This is a genomic window from Erwinia sorbitola (genome assembly GCF_009738185.1).
Classification (GTDB): domain Bacteria; phylum Pseudomonadota; class Gammaproteobacteria; order Enterobacterales; family Enterobacteriaceae; genus Erwinia; species Erwinia sorbitola.
In genome coordinates, this window is the sequence record NZ_CP046509.1 from 1,378,687 (window position 1) to 1,396,545 (window position 17,859).

Annotated in this window: 18 protein-coding genes; 13 read left to right on the top strand and 5 right to left on the bottom strand. The window is 55.0% G+C overall.

Annotated features, from left to right (window positions below; translation table 11 throughout):
- Nucleotides 1-28: 28 nt before the first annotated feature.
- From GN242_RS06230 to hisP, 11 genes are all read left to right on the top strand, one after another.
- The gene (locus tag GN242_RS06230; protein WP_154753967.1) at nt 29-691 is read left to right on the top strand and encodes a DedA family protein; all 663 of its coding nucleotides are present in this window, start codon (nt 29-31) and stop codon (nt 689-691) included.
- A 171-nt stretch (nt 692-862) separates the two neighbouring features.
- A complete protein-coding gene (accD, locus tag GN242_RS06235) occupies nt 863-1,774 on the top strand; it encodes an acetyl-CoA carboxylase, carboxyltransferase subunit beta (protein ID WP_154753966.1) in 912 nt (303 codons plus the stop codon).
- 67 nt (nt 1,775-1,841) lie between these two features.
- A complete protein-coding gene (gene folC / locus GN242_RS06240; RefSeq protein ID WP_156287074.1) occupies nt 1,842-3,104 on the top strand; it encodes a bifunctional tetrahydrofolate synthase/dihydrofolate synthase in 1,263 nt (420 codons plus the stop codon).
- The gene (gene dedD, locus GN242_RS06245) at nt 3,094-3,852 is read left to right on the top strand and encodes a cell division protein DedD (RefSeq protein ID WP_156287075.1); all 759 of its coding nucleotides are present in this window, start codon (nt 3,094-3,096) and stop codon (nt 3,850-3,852) included. The genes folC and dedD overlap by 11 nt, the downstream gene beginning before the upstream one ends.
- Before the next feature lie 332 nt (nt 3,853-4,184).
- Nucleotides 4,185-4,670, top strand: coding sequence for a colicin V production protein (cvpA, locus tag GN242_RS06250; RefSeq protein ID WP_154753964.1), 486 nt, complete (start codon nt 4,185-4,187; stop codon nt 4,668-4,670).
- 36 nt (nt 4,671-4,706) lie between these two features.
- Nucleotides 4,707-6,224, top strand: coding sequence for an amidophosphoribosyltransferase (gene purF, locus GN242_RS06255; RefSeq protein WP_154753963.1), 1,518 nt, complete (start codon nt 4,707-4,709; stop codon nt 6,222-6,224).
- Nucleotides 6,225-6,525: 301 nt separating this feature from the next.
- Nucleotides 6,526-7,095, top strand: a complete 570-nt coding sequence (locus GN242_RS06260) for a UbiX family flavin prenyltransferase (RefSeq protein ID WP_154753962.1) — start codon at nt 6,526-6,528, stop codon at nt 7,093-7,095.
- 390 nt (nt 7,096-7,485) lie between these two features.
- Nucleotides 7,486-8,268 (top strand): lysine/arginine/ornithine ABC transporter substrate-binding protein ArgT, encoded by a 783-nt coding sequence (gene argT, locus GN242_RS06265; RefSeq protein ID WP_154753961.1) that lies wholly within the window; start codon nt 7,486-7,488, stop codon nt 8,266-8,268.
- A 204-nt stretch (nt 8,269-8,472) separates the two neighbouring features.
- Complete coding sequence (locus tag GN242_RS06270) at nt 8,473-9,159, top strand: histidine ABC transporter permease HisQ (RefSeq protein ID WP_154753960.1); 687 nt, start codon at nt 8,473-8,475, stop codon at nt 9,157-9,159.
- Nucleotides 9,156-9,872, top strand: coding sequence for an ABC transporter permease (locus tag GN242_RS06275; protein WP_154753959.1), 717 nt, complete (start codon nt 9,156-9,158; stop codon nt 9,870-9,872). The genes GN242_RS06270 and GN242_RS06275 overlap by 4 nt, the downstream gene beginning before the upstream one ends.
- A gap of 9 nt (nt 9,873-9,881) precedes the next feature.
- Entirely contained in the window at nt 9,882-10,655 is a 774-nt protein-coding gene (gene hisP, locus GN242_RS06280) for a histidine ABC transporter ATP-binding protein HisP (RefSeq protein ID WP_154753958.1), read from the top strand.
- A gap of 162 nt (nt 10,656-10,817) precedes the next feature.
- Here hisP and GN242_RS06285 read toward each other — a convergent pair whose 3' ends face one another.
- Nucleotides 10,818-11,711, bottom strand: a complete 894-nt coding sequence (locus GN242_RS06285) for a TIGR01777 family oxidoreductase (RefSeq protein ID WP_154753957.1) — start codon at nt 11,709-11,711, stop codon at nt 10,818-10,820.
- Between the two features lie 205 nt (nt 11,712-11,916).
- Here GN242_RS06285 and yfcF point away from each other — a divergent pair, with 205 nt between their 5' ends.
- Together yfcF and yfcD are read left to right on the top strand one after the other, a co-directional pair.
- The gene (yfcF, locus tag GN242_RS06290) at nt 11,917-12,558 is read left to right on the top strand and encodes a glutathione transferase (RefSeq protein WP_154753956.1); all 642 of its coding nucleotides are present in this window, start codon (nt 11,917-11,919) and stop codon (nt 12,556-12,558) included.
- Between the two features lie 127 nt (nt 12,559-12,685).
- Entirely contained in the window at nt 12,686-13,210 is a 525-nt protein-coding gene (gene yfcD, locus GN242_RS06295; RefSeq protein WP_154753955.1) for an NUDIX hydrolase YfcD, read from the top strand.
- 59 nt (nt 13,211-13,269) lie between these two features.
- Here the strand turns inward: yfcD and GN242_RS06300 are convergent, their stop codons facing one another.
- The 4 genes from GN242_RS06300 to GN242_RS06315 all read right to left on the bottom strand — a co-directional run bounded on the left by GN242_RS06300 (nt 13,270) and on the right by GN242_RS06315 (nt 17,796).
- Nucleotides 13,270-14,097, bottom strand: coding sequence for an ABC transporter permease (locus tag GN242_RS06300; RefSeq protein ID WP_154754046.1), 828 nt, complete (start codon nt 14,095-14,097; stop codon nt 13,270-13,272).
- Between the two features lie 10 nt (nt 14,098-14,107).
- Nucleotides 14,108-15,376, bottom strand: coding sequence for an ABC transporter permease (locus tag GN242_RS06305; protein WP_154753954.1), 1,269 nt, complete (start codon nt 15,374-15,376; stop codon nt 14,108-14,110).
- A gap of 59 nt (nt 15,377-15,435) precedes the next feature.
- On the bottom strand, nt 15,436-16,461 hold the full coding sequence (locus GN242_RS06310; RefSeq protein ID WP_154753953.1) for an ABC transporter substrate-binding protein: 1,026 nt from the start codon (nt 16,459-16,461) through the stop codon (nt 15,436-15,438).
- 72 nt (nt 16,462-16,533) lie between these two features.
- Nucleotides 16,534-17,796: a 4-aminobutyrate--2-oxoglutarate transaminase gene (locus tag GN242_RS06315; RefSeq protein ID WP_156287076.1), complete on the bottom strand. Its 1,263-nt coding sequence runs from the start codon at nt 17,794-17,796 to the stop codon at nt 16,534-16,536.
- Between the last annotated feature and the right edge of the window lie 63 nt (nt 17,797-17,859).

A 17,859-nucleotide genomic window follows, 5' to 3' on the forward strand; every position in this document is an offset into this window, starting at 1 on the left:
CCTGGCTGGAGTATTAAAGGAAGCCTGTATGGACTTGATTCGTTTTGTTGTCGACTTCATTTTGCATATCGACGTCCACCTCGCGGAGCTGGTTGCCCAGTACGGTATCTGGGTGTATGCGATTCTGTTTTTGATTCTGTTCTGCGAAACTGGCCTGGTAGTGACCCCCTTCCTGCCGGGAGACTCTCTGCTGTTTGTGGCGGGGGCACTCGCTGCGCTGCCGGGTAACGACCTGAATGTGCATACTATGGTAGCACTGATGGTGGTGGCAGCAATCCTTGGGGATGCGGTGAACTATACTATCGGACGGTTGTTCGGTGACAAGCTGTTCAGTAACCCGGACTCCAAAATTTTCCGTCGCAGCTATCTTGATAAAACCCATGAATTTTATGCGCGTCATGGCGGGAAAACGATAATTCTGGCGCGCTTCGTCCCTATCGTGCGTACTTTCGCGCCTTTTGTCGCGGGAATGGGTAAGATGTCCTATCGTCATTTTGCCATTTATAACGTGACGGGCGGGTTGCTGTGGGTGCTGCTGTTTACCTATGCGGGTTACCTGTTTGGTAATTTCCCGGTGGTGCAGGAGAACCTTAAGCTGTTGATTGTGGCGATTATCCTGGTGTCGGTGTTGCCGGGTGTTATTGAAGTGATCCGCCATCGCCGCGCGGCACGTCAGCAGAAACAACAATGATTTAAATCCTTACGCCAGCGCCCCCTGACCAGATTTTTGTCCACAGTGTCGGGCGGTTATGGTTTAATGAGCGATAAATTACGGTTTGCGCTGCGGCATCAGGCAGCGGCGCAGAAAAGAAAAACTGGCTCTCCCCAGCAGGAGTGCCAGGTTCAAACAGAAAGGTCATCAATGAGCTGGATTGAACGAATTCTCAATAAGAGCACCATCACCCCATCGCGTAAAGCAAGCATTCCTGAAGGGGTCTGGACAAAATGTGATAGCTGTGGGCAGGTTCTCTACCGTGCCGAGCTGGAACGTAATCTGGAAGTCTGCCCGAAGTGCGACCACCATATGCGTATGCATGGCCGCGATCGTCTGCACAGCGTGCTGGACGAAGGGTCACTGGTTGAGCTGGGCAGCGAGCTGGAACCAAAAGATGTGCTCAAGTTCCGGGATTCAAAAAAATATAAAGATCGTCTGGTAGCGGCTCAGAAAGAGACTAACGAAACCGACGCTCTGATTGTAATGAAGGGCACTTTGCACGGGATGCCTGTTGTGGCTGCGGCTTTTGAGTTCTCCTTTATGGGTGGCTCAATGGGTTCTGTGGTTGGTGCGCGCTTTGTGCGAGCAGTTGAACAGGCATTGGAAGATAACTGCCCGATGATCTGTTTCTCTGCCTCAGGCGGTGCCCGTATGCAGGAAGCGCTGATGTCGCTGATGCAGATGGCAAAAACCAGTGCAGCACTGGCGAAAATGCAGGCTCGTGGCCTGCCGTATATCTCCGTGCTGACTGACCCGACTATGGGTGGTGTTTCTGCCAGCTTTGCGATGCTGGGCGACCTGAACATTGCGGAACCAAAAGCGCTGATCGGCTTTGCCGGCCCACGCGTTATTGAACAGACCGTGCGTGAGAAACTGCCGCCGGGCTTCCAGCGCAGTGAGTTCCTGATCGAAAAGGGCGCGATTGATATGATCGTTCGCCGTCCGGTGATGCGCTTCAAGCTTGCCAGCCTGCTGGCAAAAATGATGAATCTCCCTGCACCACAGGAAGATGACATCAAAGAAGCGGCCGTTGAGGAACCACAGAGCCACGAGGCCTGACCGATGAAGAGAAAGGGATGCGCTGCGTCCCTTTCACCAATGCAGCGTAACGTTGTGAATGGGACACATGGATAATCTTCCTCAAGCCACGTCGCCTCTTGCCTCGTGGCTTTATTATCTTGAGCATTTACACGCTCAGGCTATCGAACTTGGGCTGGATCGCATCCGGCACGTTGCCACTTCTCTCGACCTGCTGACACCTGCCCCAGTCGTTTTCACCGTAGCCGGAACCAATGGTAAAGGCACCACCTGCCGTACCCTTGAAACCGTGCTGATGGCGGCGGGCTATCGCGTGGGTGTTTATAGTTCGCCCCATCTGGTGCGCTACACCGAACGGGTACGTATTCAGGGCGAAGAGCTGGCGGAGTCGGCACATACCGCCTCGTTTGCCGCCATTGAAGCCGGGCGCGGCGACACCTCTCTCACCTACTTTGAATACGGCACGCTGTCGGCGCTGTGGCTGTTTGCGCAGGCAAAGCTTGACGTAGTGATCCTTGAAGTCGGGCTGGGTGGGCGTCTTGATGCGACCAATATCGTCGATGCGGACGTGGCGGTGGTGACCAGCATCGCGCTGGATCATACCGACTGGCTGGGTTCCGATCGTGAGAGCATCGGGCGTGAAAAGGCCGGAGTATTTCGCAGTGGCAAGCCTGCGGTGGTGGGTGAGCCGGATATGCCGCACTCTATCGCCGATGTGGCGGCAGAGAAGGGCGCACAGCTGTTGCAGCGCGGCCGCGACTGGTCATACAGCGCAACTCCGGATAGCTGGTCTTTCCGCGATGCTAACGGCACGGTCGAACGGCTGCCGCTGCCGCAGGTGCCATTACCGAATGCCGCTACTGCCTTGGCAGCACTGCGGGCATCACCGCTCGCGGTCGATGAAGCAACTATCCGCAGCTCGCTGCATCAGGCGATGTTGCCCGGGCGCTTCCAGACGGTTTCCGAATCACCGCGCGTTATCCTTGATGTAGCGCACAACCCTCATGCGGCGGCCTATCTGGCGGGCCGTCTGGCGGAGGTGCCGCGCAGCGGTAAGGTGCATGCGGTCATCGGAATGCTGCACGATAAAGATATCGCCGGTACGCTGGCCTGCCTCACTCCATTAGTGGATTACTGGTACTGTGCGCCACTCGATGGCCCGCGCGGTGCGACGGCTGCTGAACTGATGGCGCACCTTGACGGTGCACAGGCGTTTGACTCGGTTGAGAGTGCCTGGCACCAGGCGCTGCTACAGGCGAGTGAACAAGATATTGTGCTGGTGTGTGGCTCATTCCACACCGTGGCGCAGGTAATGGAAACGATGGAAACGGAGAACGGCAGTGGCAAGTAAGTTTCAAAACCGTTTAGTCGGAACCATCATCATTGTGGCGCTGGGTGTGATTGTCCTGCCTGGTTTGCTCGATGGTAAAAAGAAACACTATAAAGAGGAGTTCGCGGCTATTCCGCTGGTGCCGAAGCCGGAAGATCAGCAGGAAACTGACCTGGTGCCGCCGCCAACGCAGTCGCTACCCGCACAGCCGCCAGAAGGGGCCGGGGCCGCAATTAGCGCGGGCAGTAACGCCGGTGACAACTCTTCTCAGGCCGACAGTGGTTCTACTGCGCCGCAGTCGCGTAATCAGCCAACGGTGGTAACACCTCCGCCGGTCAAACCTGTGCAGCAGCAGCCGAAAGTGGTGGAAAAACCGAAGCCGCAGCCTAAGCCAGTTGAAAAACCGATTGAGAAACCGGTAGAAAAACCGAAACCGGCAGAAAAACCGAAGCCGGTTGAGAAGCCTGAAGCGAAGGTTGAGACCCCGGTAGAGAGTAAGCCACCGGTCGCGGAAACTGCACCGTCAGGGCAGGCCTGGGTTGTGCAGCTTGGCGCGTTGAAAAACGCCGCGAAAGTGAATGAGATCGTCGCCCAGCTTCGTCTCTCCGGTTATCGTGCCTTCACTGTTCCAGCCACGCCGGTACAGGGTCAGATCACCCGTATTTACGTCGGGCCGGATGCTTCAAAAGCCAAAATGCAGGCGGCGGTTGGCGCGTTACAGGGGATCTCTGGTCTCGGCGGGGTAGTCAAACCTTACTCCGCCCGTTAGCCAATGCTGGCTCGTCGCTGACTATTGCGACGGGCTATCATTGCGATAGTTTTGATCACCCCGCGCCCGGAGCTGACAGCATGTCGTTCCGGGCGTCGTGCGTGATGATAGAGGCAAATCAAGGTATTGCGTAAGAGTGTTTCGCGGAGGAGATCCGCGTACGAAAGTGTTTTTTTTAAGCGTTCTCGTTTATTTAAATCACCACAGGAAAACCCTACGCAAACGTTTTCTTTTTCTGTTAGAATTCGCCCCGAACTGAGGCAGTATCCCCTTGCACCTGTGCTTACAGGGGGATGCAGGCTGACACAGGGGCCTGGTCACTGGAAGCGTTCATGGTCTGGATAGATTACGTCATTATTGCGGTAATTAGTTTTTCGGCTCTCGTTAGCCTGATTCGAGGATTTGTTCGGGAAGCTCTTTCTCTCGTCACCTGGGGTTGCGCATTTTTTGTCGCCAGTCATTACTACTCCTACCTTGCCGTCTGGTTCACAGGATTTGAAGACGAACTGGTTAGAAATGGGATCGCCATTGCGGTGTTATTCATTGCCACCCTGATTGTCGGGGCCATTGTTAACTACGTGATTGGTTCGCTGGTTGAAAAAACTGGCCTGTCGGGAACCGACAGAGTGCTGGGGGTCTGTTTTGGGGCATTACGCGGCGTGCTGATCGTTTCAGCGATGCTCTTTTTCCTCGACACATTCACCGGCTTTTCCAAAAGTGCGGACTGGCAGCAGTCCCAGCTTGTTCCTCAGTTCAGTTACATTATCAGGTGGTTTTTTGATTACCTGAAAAGCACGTCGAGTTTTTTGCCCCGGTAATCGCACCGGGGTCGCGGCTTATGAGGAAATGTCAATATGTGCGGTATTGTCGGGATCGCCGGTTTTGCACCGGTCAACCAGTCGATTTATGACGCGTTAACGGTGCTTCAGCACCGTGGGCAGGATGCCGCAGGCATCGTTACCATTGATGCATTGAATTGCTTCCGTCTGCGTAAAGCAAACGGTCTGGTCAGCGATGTATTTGAAGCCCGCCATATGCAACGTATGCAGGGTAATATGGGTATCGGCCATGTGCGTTACCCAACGGCAGGAAGCTCAAGTGCTTCTGAAGCCCAGCCTTTCTATGTTAACTCCCCTTACGGTATTACACTTGCCCATAACGGCAACCTGACCAATGCCCACGAACTGCGTAAAGAGCTGTTTGAAACTGGCCGCCGTCATGTAAATACCACTTCAGATTCTGAAATCCTGCTGAATATCTTTGCGCAGGAAGTGGATCGTTTCCAGCATGATCCGCTGGAAGCAGAGAACATCTTCTCCGCCGTTGCCGCAGTGCATCAGCGTGTACGCGGTGCCTATGCCTGCGTAGCGATGATCATCGGCCATGGTCTGGTGGCATTCCGCGACCCGAATGGCATTCGTCCGCTGGTGATCGGCAAGCGTCGTATGACTGATGGCCGTACCGAGTATATGGTGGCCTCTGAGAGCGTGGCGCTGGATACCCTGGGCTTTGAGTTCCTGCGCGATGTGGCACCAGGTGAAGCAGTGTATGTGACCGAAAAAGGCCAGCTGTTTACCCGCCAGTGTGCAGAAAATCCGAAGTGCAACCCGTGCCTGTTCGAGTACGTTTACTTTGCACGCCCGGATTCATTCCTCGACAAAATCTCGGTGTACAGCGCCCGCGTGCGTATGGGAACCAAGCTCGGTGAAAAGATCGCCCGCGAGTGGGAAGATCTGGATATCGATGTGGTCATCCCCATCCCTGAAACCTCCTGCGATATTGCACTGGAGATGGCGCGTATTCTCGATAAGCCCTACCGTCAGGGTTTTGTGAAAAACCGTTATGTCGGGCGTACCTTTATCATGCCAGGTCAGCACCAGCGTCGTAGCGCAGTTCGCCGCAAGCTGAATGCTAACCGTGCCGAATTCCGCGGTAAAAACGTGCTTCTGGTGGATGACTCCATCGTACGCGGAACCACCTCAGAACAGATTATCGAGATGGCGCGTGAAGCCGGAGCGAAGAAGGTGTATCTCGCTTCTGCGGCACCGGAAATCCGGTTCCCAAATGTCTACGGCATTGATATGCCAAGCGCCACAGAGCTGATTGCTCACGGTCGTGAAGTGGAAGAGATCCGTCAGCTAATCGGAGCAGATGCGCTGATCTTCCAGGATCTGAGCGATCTGATTGAGGCAGTGCGTGAAGAGAATCCAGACATCGCCCAGTTTGAGTGTTCAGTATTCGATGGTATCTACGTCACCAAAGATGTAGACCAGCAGTACCTGGAATATCTGCAATCTCTGCGTAATGATGATGCGAAAGCGATGCAGCTTCAGAATGAAGTAGAGAATCTTGAAATGCACAACGAAGGCTAATACCCGTCGTACTTCAAGCCATATGCGCGTTGGCTACGTCTGTTCACCCCGGTCACATAGTTGATCTATGCTCCCGGGGATTCACAGCCTTGCCGCCTTCATCTGACTCGAATTACTTAGGGTATACCTGCCGTACTTCAGGCAATGAGTGCGTTGGCTGCGTCTGACTCGAATTACTCAGGGTATACCGGCCGCACTTCAGGCAATGAGTGCGTTGGCTGCATCTGACTCGAATTACTCAGGGTAAATAAGCTAAGATGGGCCGGAAGCGATTCCGGCTCATTTTTTTTAAGGATTGTGTATGAAACGACTCATTATTGGCATCTCAGGCGCCAGCGGTGTGATTTATGGCATCCGCACGCTGCAAATTTTGCAGCAGGTTAGCGGCGTGGAGACTCACCTGATAATGAGCCAGGCCGCACGACAGACGCTGGCGCTGGAAAGTGACTACTCGCTGCGTGAAGTGCAGGCGCTGGCGGACGTGGTGCACGATGCGCGCGATATTGCGGCCAGTATCTCCTCAGGTTCCTATAAAACCGACGGCATGGCCATCCTGCCCTGTTCGATGAAAACCCTCTCCGGTATTGTTCACAGCTACAGCGATGGCCTGCTGACCCGTGCCGCCGATGTGGTGCTGAAAGAGCGACGCCGGCTGGTGCTTTGTGTGCGTGAAACGCCGCTGCATCTTGGCCATCTGCGTATGATGACCACCGCTTCTGAACTGGGGGCGATTATTATGCCGCCAGTGCCTGCCTTTTATCATCGCCCGCAAAGCGTAATGGATATTGTCGACCAGACGGTTAACCGGGTGCTGGATCAGTTCGATATCGAGCTGGATGAAGATCTGTTTACGCGCTGGCAAGGTGCATAACAGCCGCTGATGCGCACTACATTAGTGCAAATGTTGGTGCTGAATCGCTTTTCGTGCAAGTTGTGCACCAATATGAAACATTGTTACTCCTGTATTCCAACAAACCTGCTATAAATTTTCCTGCAAACCGAGCGATCACGGTGCCTGGGACCTCCCGCGATAGAAACAGCACCGTGCTACAAAATGTGGCACGGAACCTGCTAATTGTATTGTGTAAGTCACTGTGCAGACACATCATGAACCATTAAAAATAATAGCCCCGAAAGATTTCGGGTTGCGGGCAAACGGCAATCAAACAAATCTCAGGAGCTTACATCAGTAAGTGACGGGATAAGTGAGAACAGCCAATGCTTATGCAGCGTGAAAGATGAAGGGGACTGAGGATAATTTATGAAAAAGCAGGTCCTGGCTCTCTCCCTGTTAATGTCCATTACAGCTGCAAGCAGCGCTTTTGCTGCGGGTCCAAAAACGCTGCGCATCGGTACCGATCCTACCTATGCACCGTTCGAAATGAAAAATGCTCAGGGGCAGCTGGTTGGTTTTGATATCGACCTGGCTACCGAAATCTGTAAGCGTATGGAAACCAAATGTACCTTTGTGGAGAGCGACTTCGACGCGCTTATCCCATCGCTGAAAGCGAAGAAGATCGATGCGATTATCTCTTCCCTGTCAATCACCGAAAAGCGTCAGCAGGAGATCGCCTTCTCTGAAAAACTGTACGCAGCTAACTCACGCCTGATTGCACCGAAAGGCTCCAAAATTCAGCCGACCCTGGAATCCCTGAAAGGAAAAACCATCGGTCTGTTACAGGGCACCACGCAGGAAACTTACGCTAACGAAAACTGGCGTCCAAAAGGCGTGACGGTCACCCCATACGCCAACCAGGATCTGGTATATCAGGATCTGACTGCGGGCCGTATCGACGCTGCGTTCCAGGATGAAGTCGCCGCCAGCGAAGGCTTCCTCAAACAGCCAGCGGGTAAAGAGTATGCGTTTGCCGGCCCGGCGGTGAAGGATGAGAAGATCTTTGGTGTAGGTACCGGTATCGGGATGAGCAAAGAGAACCCTCAGCTGAAAGCCGCTATCGACAAAGCCTTTGATGAGATTCGCAAAGATGGCACCTACGACAAATTAGCGAAGAAATATTTCGATTTTGATGTGTACGGCGGTTAAGTAAAACCCTGTCTGCGGCCTCACCGTGAACAGCGGTGAGGTTGATGTTAGCAAATGATTATTTATACCTAATTAATTCGGGCTACAGCAAGGCGGCAAACGACTCAATCCCGATGACCTTACATAAGTAAGTTATTCGGGTGAGCGAGAGCGGCCAACGCAGCTGCAGCCTGGATTTTAACGGTAGAAAGACAGGATGTGCTTATGCTGTATGGCTACTCTGAAGTCATTTTTAAAGGTGCGATGGTGACACTGGAGCTGGCCCTCAGTTCGGTAGTGTTTGCCGTTATCCTGGGATTGATTGGCGCCGGGGCCAAACTCTCCAGTAGCCGCCTGCTGGTGGTTATTTTTGAAGGCTATACCACACTGATCCGCGGTGTACCGGATCTGGTACTGATGCTGCTGATCTTCTACGGTCTGCAAATCGCTCTCAACCAGGTAACGGATTTCCTCGGCCTGCCGCAGTTTGATATCGATCCCATGGTGGCCGGTATCATCACCCTGGGCTTTATCTACGGAGCCTACTTCACCGAAACCTTTCGTGGTGCCTATATGGCCGTACCGAAAGGACAGATCGAGGCTGCGACCGCCTTTGGTTTCACCCGTTCTCAGGTATTCCGCCGCATAATGTTCCCTGGCATGATGCGCTTTGCGCTACCGGGTATCGGCAATAACTGGCAGGTGATCCTCAAAGCCACCGCGCTGGTATCGCTGCTTGGGCTGGAAGATGTGGTGAAAGCCACTCAGCTGGCGGGGAAATCGACATGGGAACCGTTCTATTTCGCCATCGTCGCCGGTGTTATCTATCTGATTTTTACCACGCTCTCCAACGGAGTGCTCTGGTGGCTGGAACGCCGATATACGGTGGGTGTTAAAAGGGCTGATCTATGATTGAAATTATTCAGGAGTACTGGAAAGCCCTGCTGTGGACGGATGGTTACCGCTTCTCTGGCGTGGCGATCACGCTTTGGCTGCTGGTGGTGTCCGTCGGGCTGGGCGGCTGTCTGGCGGTGCTGATGTCGATTGCCCGCGTCTCTCCCGTCAAAGCCATCCGTTTTCCGGTGTGGCTGTTTACCTACGTGTTTCGCGGAACGCCGCTGTATGTGCAGCTACTGGTGTTTTACTCCGGTATGTACACGCTGGAGGTGGTGAAGGGCACTGAATTGCTCAATGCTTTTTTCCGCAGCGGGCTGAACTGTACGCTGCTGGCGCTGACGCTTAATACCTGTGCCTACACGACGGAGATCTTTGCCGGGGCAATCCGCGCGGTACCGCATGGAGAGATCGAAGCTGCACGTGCTTACGGGTTCTCCACCTTCAAACTGTATCGCTGCATTATTATGCCTTCCGCCCTGCGTTCGGCGCTGCCTGCTTACAGTAATGAAGTGATTTTGATGCTGCACTCGACGGCGCTGGCGTTTACCGCCACCGTGCCGGATCTGCTCAAAGTGGCGCGCGATATTAACTCCGCCACCTATCAGCCGTTTATTGCTTTTGGCATTGCGGCGGTGCTGTATCTGATTATTTCCTATGTGTTGATTAGTCTGTTCCGTAAAGCGGAAAAACGCTGGCTGGCGCACGTTAAACCTTCATCGTCACACTGAGTAAACACTATGGCTGATAATAAATTAAGCGTCACCGAGCTGCATAAACGTTACGGTGAACATGAAGTGCTGAAGGGTGTTTCACTCCAGGCGAATGCCGGGGATGTGATCTCAATCATTGGTTCATCCGGCTCCGGAAAAAGTACTTTCCTGCGCTGCATTAACTTCCTCGAAAAACCGAGTGAAGGCACCATTTCGGTGAATAACGAAAATATCAATCTGGTGCGTGATGTTGATGGTCAGCTGAAAGTTTCCAATAAAGAGCAGCTGCGTATGCTGCGCACCCGCCTGACGATGGTGTTCCAGCATTTTAATCTCTGGAGCCATATGACGGTGCTGGAGAACGTCATGGAAGCGCCGGTACAGGTGCTGGGCCTGAGCAAAAGTGAAGCGCGTGAGCGCGCCATTCGCTACCTGGATAAGGTGGGCATTGACGAGCGTGCGCGGGCGAAATACCCGGTACATCTGTCAGGGGGCCAGCAGCAGCGTGTCTCTATTGCCCGTGCACTGGCAATGGAGCCTGAGGTGCTGCTGTTTGATGAGCCTACCTCAGCGCTCGATCCCGAGCTGGTGGGTGAGGTGCTGCGTATTATGCAGAAACTGGCGGAAGAGGGGATAACCATGGTGGTGGTGACCCATGAGATGGAGTTTGCCCGGCATGTGTCGAACCATGTGATTTTCCTGCATCAGGGAAAAATTGAAGAGGAAGGGCCGCCGGAGGAGGTGTTTAATCATCCGAAGAGTACGCGATTGCAGCAGTTTTTATCTGGGGCATTAAAGTAGCGCTGGGCGAGTCACGCTTCGTCCGGTACTGACGGGTCAGGCCTGCCTGACCCCTACGGTATTCGCTGTCCCGTAGGGGCGAGGCACGCCTCGCCCGATGCTGCGGTTTAGCACACTGTCCCGTAGGGGCGAGGCACGCCTCGCCCGGTGCCGATCCCGCCGTTAAATCACATCCGCCAGGGCATGATGCAATTCGTACCAGCGAAAACGAAATCCCGATGCTTCCAGACGCTGTGGCAGCACATGCTGCCCCCCCAGCACCAGCACCGCTGATTCCCCCATCATCAGGCGGATTGCCGCCGCCGGAGTGCGCATAAACGCCGGACGGTGCATGACTTCACCCAGTGCAGCCGCAAACTGTTCATTGCGCACCGCGTAAGGTGCCACCAGATTAAACGGGCCGTCCAGCGTGGGATTATCCAGCAGCCAGATAATGCCGCTGACCGCATCGTCCAGATGCACCCACGGCAGATATTGCTTGCCATTACCCAGCGGCCCGCCAATACCCAGCTTAAACGGCAGCTTCATCTTCTCCAGCGCACCGCCCGTCGGCGACAGCACCACGCCCGTTCGCAGCAGGCATACGCGGGTTCGTTCACTTTGCGCCTTCAGCGCCAGCTGCTCCCAGCGCGCACACAGCTCATGGGTAAACTCAGCGTGGCCCGGATCATCCTCGGTCACCACAATATCGCCAGTGTTCCCATAAAAACCGGTGGCGGAACCGGAAATCAGCACCGCAGGCGGCGTGCTGCTGGCCTGGATCAACTCAACCAGTCGCTGGGTAATCTGCCAGCGGCTATCGCACAGCAGGCGCTTCTGCGGTTCGCTCCAGCGCTTTGCCGCGATGGATTCCCCGGCCAGATTGATCACCGCATCAATGCCGTTTAAATCTTGCTGCTGATCCAGCCCCGACCACAGCGCGACCTTTTCACTCAGAGTTTCACGTGCAGCGGCAACGTTGCGGGTGACGACGCTAATCTGGTGGCCAGCCTGAAGTAATCGGGCAGTTAACGGGCGGCCAATCAGCCCCGTCGCACCGGTAATCAGAATATGCATACGGATAATCCTTCAGAATGAGCCAGTACAATTTCCTGCTTTCAGCATAGGTGAAGATATCAGGATTGCGTGTGATAAGGCGCACGCACAGCAATAGATGTGGGCTGCTCTGAAATACAAAAACATAGCCGCCGTGGAGATTGCCTTCAGCATAAAAAATCGGTAAACAGGATGTACCGATCTGTGAATGTCAGAGGTTAGCCCAATGAGTTATCCCACGATTCTGTTGTGGTCAGATTCCAACTTTTTTAGTCCGTATGTGATGTCTGTATATGTTGCTCTGAGTGAGAAGGGCATTCCGTTTTCACTGAAGCGTGTCAACCTCAGCAGCCGCGAACATCAGCAGCAGGCTTATGGAGAAGTTTCACTGACGCGCCGCGTACCGACGTTGCAGGTCGACAATTTCTACTTATCTGAATCTTCCGCCATCGCGGAATATCTCGAAGATCGCTTCCCGGCACCGGATTATGAGCGCCTCTATCCGCGTGATATCGAAAAACGCGCCAAAGCGCGTGAAATTCAGGCCTGGTTACGCAGTGATTTTATGCCTCTGCGCCAGCAGCGCCCAACGGAGGTGCTGTTTGCCGGTGCACGTTTCGCGCCGCTGGACGAAGCCGGGCAGCAGTCAGCCGCCACGCTGACAGAGGCAGTTGAGCGTCTGTTGCCGCCGGGCCAGCATAATCTGTTTGGTGAATGGTCGATAGCTGATACCGACCTGGCGCTGATGCTGAATCGTCTGGCGCTGCATGGCGACCCGCTGCCGCAGCGCCTGGCAGATTATGCGCATTTCCAGTGGCAGCGTGCATCCGTTCAGCTGTGGCTATCCGAGTCGTCAAAAACTGCATAGCGCACAAGAGCACAAAATGATGATTGCGAAGTGCAGCGTTAAACATTAATTTAGGCGGCCCGCACAACCGTGCGCGGAAATGTTTGATTCAACTGTGCGCCAGGCGCCAGAACAAAAAGGGTTACGGATGGTGGAGCAAGATCAGGGCACGGAATGGGTGGATATCGTTAACGAAGATAACGAGGTTATTGCACAATCCAGCCGTGTACAGATGCGTGCGCAGTGTTTGCGCCATCGCGCAACCTATATCGTGGTTCACGATGGTATGGGCAAGATTTTGGTGCAGCGTCGCACCGAGACCAAAGACTTTATGCCAGGAATGCTGGATGCCACCGCCGGAGGGGTTGTACAGGCCGGTGAAGAGATGCTGGGTTCGGCGCGGCGTGAAGCCGAAGAGGAGCTGGGTATCGCTGCGGTGCCGTTTGCTGAACACGGCCAGTTCTATTATGAAGATGAACACTGCCGCGTATGGGGTGGCTTATTCAGCTGCGTCTCCCACGGCCCGTTTGCTATGCAGGAAGAGGAAGTGGATGAAATTTTCTGGATGACGCCGGAAGAGATCACCGCCCGCTGTGACGAGTTCACCTCCGACTCGCTTAAAGCGCTGTCGCTGTGGCTGACGCGTAATAACGAATCAGGCCGCCACGACTGATCCTCCCTGTGGCGCAGGCACTCTGCGCCACAGTTTATCAACCCCTCTGAAAAACGCGTTTAATGTGCCGGACTGGACTGGCGCATCTTTTCGCCGCGTCGGCGTAATACTTCCATCACAACCAGCAGAATCAACGAGGCACCAATCATCAGACTGGCGGCCGCAGCGATAGTCGGGTCAAGATTTTCGCGGATACCGGCAAACATCTGAATCGGCAGCGTACGCTGGTTTGGGCTGGCAAGAAACAGCGTAACCACCACCTCATCAAACGAAGCCGCAAAGGCAAACAGTGCACCGGAAAAGACGCCGGGGGCGATTAACGGCAGCGTCACCTTGCGGAAGGTCAGCAGCGGTGAAGCACCAAGGCTGGCGGCAGCGCGTGACAGATTAGTGTCGTAACTTTTCAGCACCGCCACCACGGTGATGACGACAAAAGGCACGCCAAGCAGCGCGTGGGCCAGCACCAGACCGAGGTAGCTGTTAAGCAGTGACAGTTTGGCAAAGAAGAAGAACATACCCACGGCAATAATCACCACCGGGGCGACCATTGGTGAAATAATAATCGCCATCACAATACCTTTACCGCGAAACTCACCGCGCACCAGGCCAATCGATGCCAGCACCCCCAGTACGGTAGCCAGCAGGGTGGCGAGCGGAGCAATCAGCAGGCTGTTAAGCAGTGCCCCCAGCCACTCCTGTGAGTGGAAAAAGGTGTCGTACCAGCGCAGCGAAAAACCACTTAACGGATAGCTGAGAAATGAGCTGGAGTTAAATGACAGCGGTACAATCACCAGCACCGGCACGATAAGAAACAGCAGCACCGCCGCCGCATAACAGTTAAACAGCCCTTTCCACAGGCGCAGGATCAGCGTTCCCTGTTGTCTCATCATCTTCTCCTTAGTGAGCTGCCGCTTCGGCAGAGGTACGGGTGACACGGACGTAGACGATATAGAGCAGCAGGACGATGATCAGTAGCTGACTGCCCAGCGCTGCGGCCATACCCCAGTTCATGGTGCTGTTAGTAAAGAAGGCCACAAAGTAGCTCACCATCTGGTCATTCGGCCCGCCCAGCAGGGCAGGGGTAACGTAATAGCCGATGGCCATCATAAACACCAGCAGTGCTCCGGCGGCGATCCCCGCATAGGTCTGCGGCACATAGACGCGCCAGAAGGCGAGGAAGGGGTGAGCACCCAGTGAAATAGCCGCACGCACATAGCTGGGTGAGATGCCTTTCATCACCGCATACAGCGGCAGCACGATAAACGGCAGCAGGATATGGGTCATCGAGATAAACACCCCGATACGGTTAAACACCAGCGTCAGCGGATGGTCGATAATTCCCATCCCCAGCAGCGCACGGTTGATCAGCCCGCCTGACTGCAACAGCACAATCCAGCTGGCGGTGCGGACAATCAGCGACGTCCAGAACGGCAACAGTACGAGGATCATCAGCAGATTGGCGCGGTTAGCTGGCTGTTTCGCCAGCCAGTAGGCTAGCGGGTAGCCAATACCGACGCACAGCAGCGTCACCACCGTAGCCATCCACAGGGTACGCAGCAGTACGTTAACATACAGCGCCTGGTCAGCAGGCAACGCCTGAATATCGCCGCTGGCTGCATCGATCTTGCGGTCAAAAACCGACAGCAGATAGTAGCTGGTCACGGGGCTGGATACCCGCTTCAGCGTCTGCCAGGTACTCAGCTCTCCCCATGCGGGCTGCCCGGCAATCATCGCCGGTTTTACTCCGGTACCGGAGGCGGGAATGAGCCGTGGTGCGGTGGTAATCAAACGACGAAACGATGAGTTTTCATAGCTCAGACGTTTCGCAACGGTGGCAATCTGGCCGCGCTCGCGTGCGGCGATCAGCTCTTTCCCCAGCGTGGCGTAAAGCGCCTCATCCGGCAGGGCGCTGCCTGACCACTCTGCCAGCGCGGCGGAAGTTTGCGGCAGGTTGTCGTGAAACTCCGGGTTCTCGACGCTTTTGCTCAGAATGGAGACGATGGGGAACAGGAAACAGACCACCACGAAGATCAGCAGCGGTGCAATCAGCAGCAGGGAGCGACGGGTTTTGGCACCGTCGACCTCACGCAGACGCTGTTGCAGGCCTGGCGATGCCGCTGGTGGCGCGATTCCCGGCGGGGGATCCATCACGGTGTTTTGACTCATAGCGGTTTCCTTGTGGCATAAATGGCCGGAGTGCTCCGGCCCTGTCTGAATGAGTGAAATTACCTTGCGGCCCAGGCGTTGAAGCGCTGCTCCAGGTCTTCACCGTGCTCCAGCCAGAAATCACTGTTTACCTGCACAGAGGTGGCGAGGTTATCCGGTGCCGTTGGCAGTTTGCTCAGGCGTGCCGGATCAAGCAGCTTGCTGGTAGTGATATTGGTCGGGCCATAAGGAATGTTCTCAGCAAACACTTTCTGGTTTTCCGCCTTGTTGGCGAAAGCAATAAACTTCTCGGCCAGCGCTTTGTGTTTTGAACCTTTTACAATCGCCCAGTTATCCAGGTCGTAGATCGCGTTATCCCAGACGATTTTGAAATTATGACCTTCGTCCTGCGCGGCCCCGATGCGACCGTTATAGGCGGAGCTCATCACTACATCGCCGGAAACCAGCCATTGCAGCGGCTGCGCGCCGGATTCCCACCACTGAATATTTGGTTTCAGCTGATCCAGTTTTTTGAATGCGCGATCCACACCTGCCGGGGTCGCCAGGACTTTATAAACATCCTCACGTTTGACACCGTCGGCCATCAGCGCGATCTCCATGGTGTATTTCGCGCTCTTACGCAGTGCGCGTTTGCCCGGGAATTCTTTCACATTCCAGAAGTCTGCCCAGTTTGCCGGACCTTTTTTCAGTTTGCTGGCGTCATAGGTCAGCACCGTCGACCAGACGAAGATCCCGGCACCGCACTCGGAGACGGCGGCAGGAATAAAGTCAGTTTTATTACCCAGCTTGCTCCAGTCCAGCTGTTCAAACAGGCCCTCCTCGCAGCCGCGTTGCAGCTCCGGTGTTTCCAGTTCCACCACATCCCAGCCTATCTGTCCGGTCTCGACCATGGCGCGGATACGTGCCATTTCGCCGTTATATTCCCCTGACTCAATGGTGCCCAGTCCGGCGGCGGTAAAGGGTTTATAAAACGCCTTATCCTGCGCATCTTTATTGGTGCCACCGAAGGAGATAACCGTCAGGCTTTCCGCCTGTGCCTGGAGTGTGAACGTTGCGAGAATCAGTGCTGCTAAAGTCTTGACCATGCCAGGCTCCTAATTATTAATGTTATTTAGATGCAGTTTCTATGCCACTTCCCTGTGGCCGCGAGCTGTGAATCAGCCGCGTAATAAAGAAGAGAGCAGAGTGAGCGCGCTTTTAAACTGAGCGTCAGGAATAGTGAGTGGATAGAGGAAGCGGATAACGTTGCCGTGTACGCCGCAGGTCAGCAGAATCAGACCCTGCTCCAGCGCACGCTGCTGGATAGAGCGGGCGATCTCTGCGGAAGGTTTCCCGGTGGCCGGATCATTAAACTCTGCGGCGACCATCGATCCGCGAGCACGCACTTCCACCAGCGCCGGATTGCCGCAGGCGTTAAGCATTTCCACCAGCCCGGCCCCCAGACGCAGGGCGCGTGCGCACAGCTGCTCCTCTTCAATCACTTCCAGCACTGCCAGCGCACCGGCTACCGCCAGCGGATTACCCGCATAAGTGCCGCCAAGGCCGCCAGGCTCCGGCGCATCCATCAGCTCCGCGCGACCGGAAACCGCAGAAATCGGCAGCCCGCCGCCCAGGCTTTTCGCCATGGTCATCAGGTCAGGTTTTGCATCCGGATAGTATTCGCTGGCGAACATTTTGCCGGTACGGGCAAAACCGGTCTGAATCTCGTCAGCAATCATCACAATGCCGTAGCGATCGCACAGGGTACGCAGGGCGGTGACAAACTCAGCCGGGGCGATATTAAAACCGCCTTCCCCCTGAATAGGTTCATAGATAATCGCTGCAACCTGCTGCGGGCTGATATCACATTTAAACAGTGTTTCAAGGCTCTCCATCGCATCGGCCACGCTGAAACCATGCAGCGCATTCGGATAGCGGGCATGGAACACCGAGCCAGGGAACGGGCCAAAACCGGTTTTGTACGGCGTGACTTTACCCGTCAGCCCCATGGTCATCAGCGTACGGCCATGGAATGCACCGCTAAAGGCAATCACGCCGGGACGCCCGGTGGCGGCACGGGCAATCTTCACCGCGTTTTCCACCGCTTCGGCACCGCTGGAGAAAAAGGTGGTTTTGCACGGCCCGGCAACCGGAACCCGCTGGTTAAGCTGTTCGGCCAGGGCGATATAGTTCTCGTACGGGATGACCTGGTAAGCGGTATGGGTGAAGCACTCAAGCTGGGCGCGGATGGCCGCCATCACCTTCGGGTGGCGATGACCGGTATTCAGCACCGCGATGCCCGCAGTGAAGTCGATATACTCACGGCCCTGATGATCCCACAGCGTGGCATTTTCCGCTTTGGTGGCGAAGAAATCACACATCACACCCACTCCGCGTGGGGTGGCGTTGAGACGGCGCTGCTGTATTTCACTGTTGCTCATGGTGTAACCTCAATTATGAATTTCGCGTACTCTGCTCTCCTTGCTTTGTAGCCTTTTCGGGGT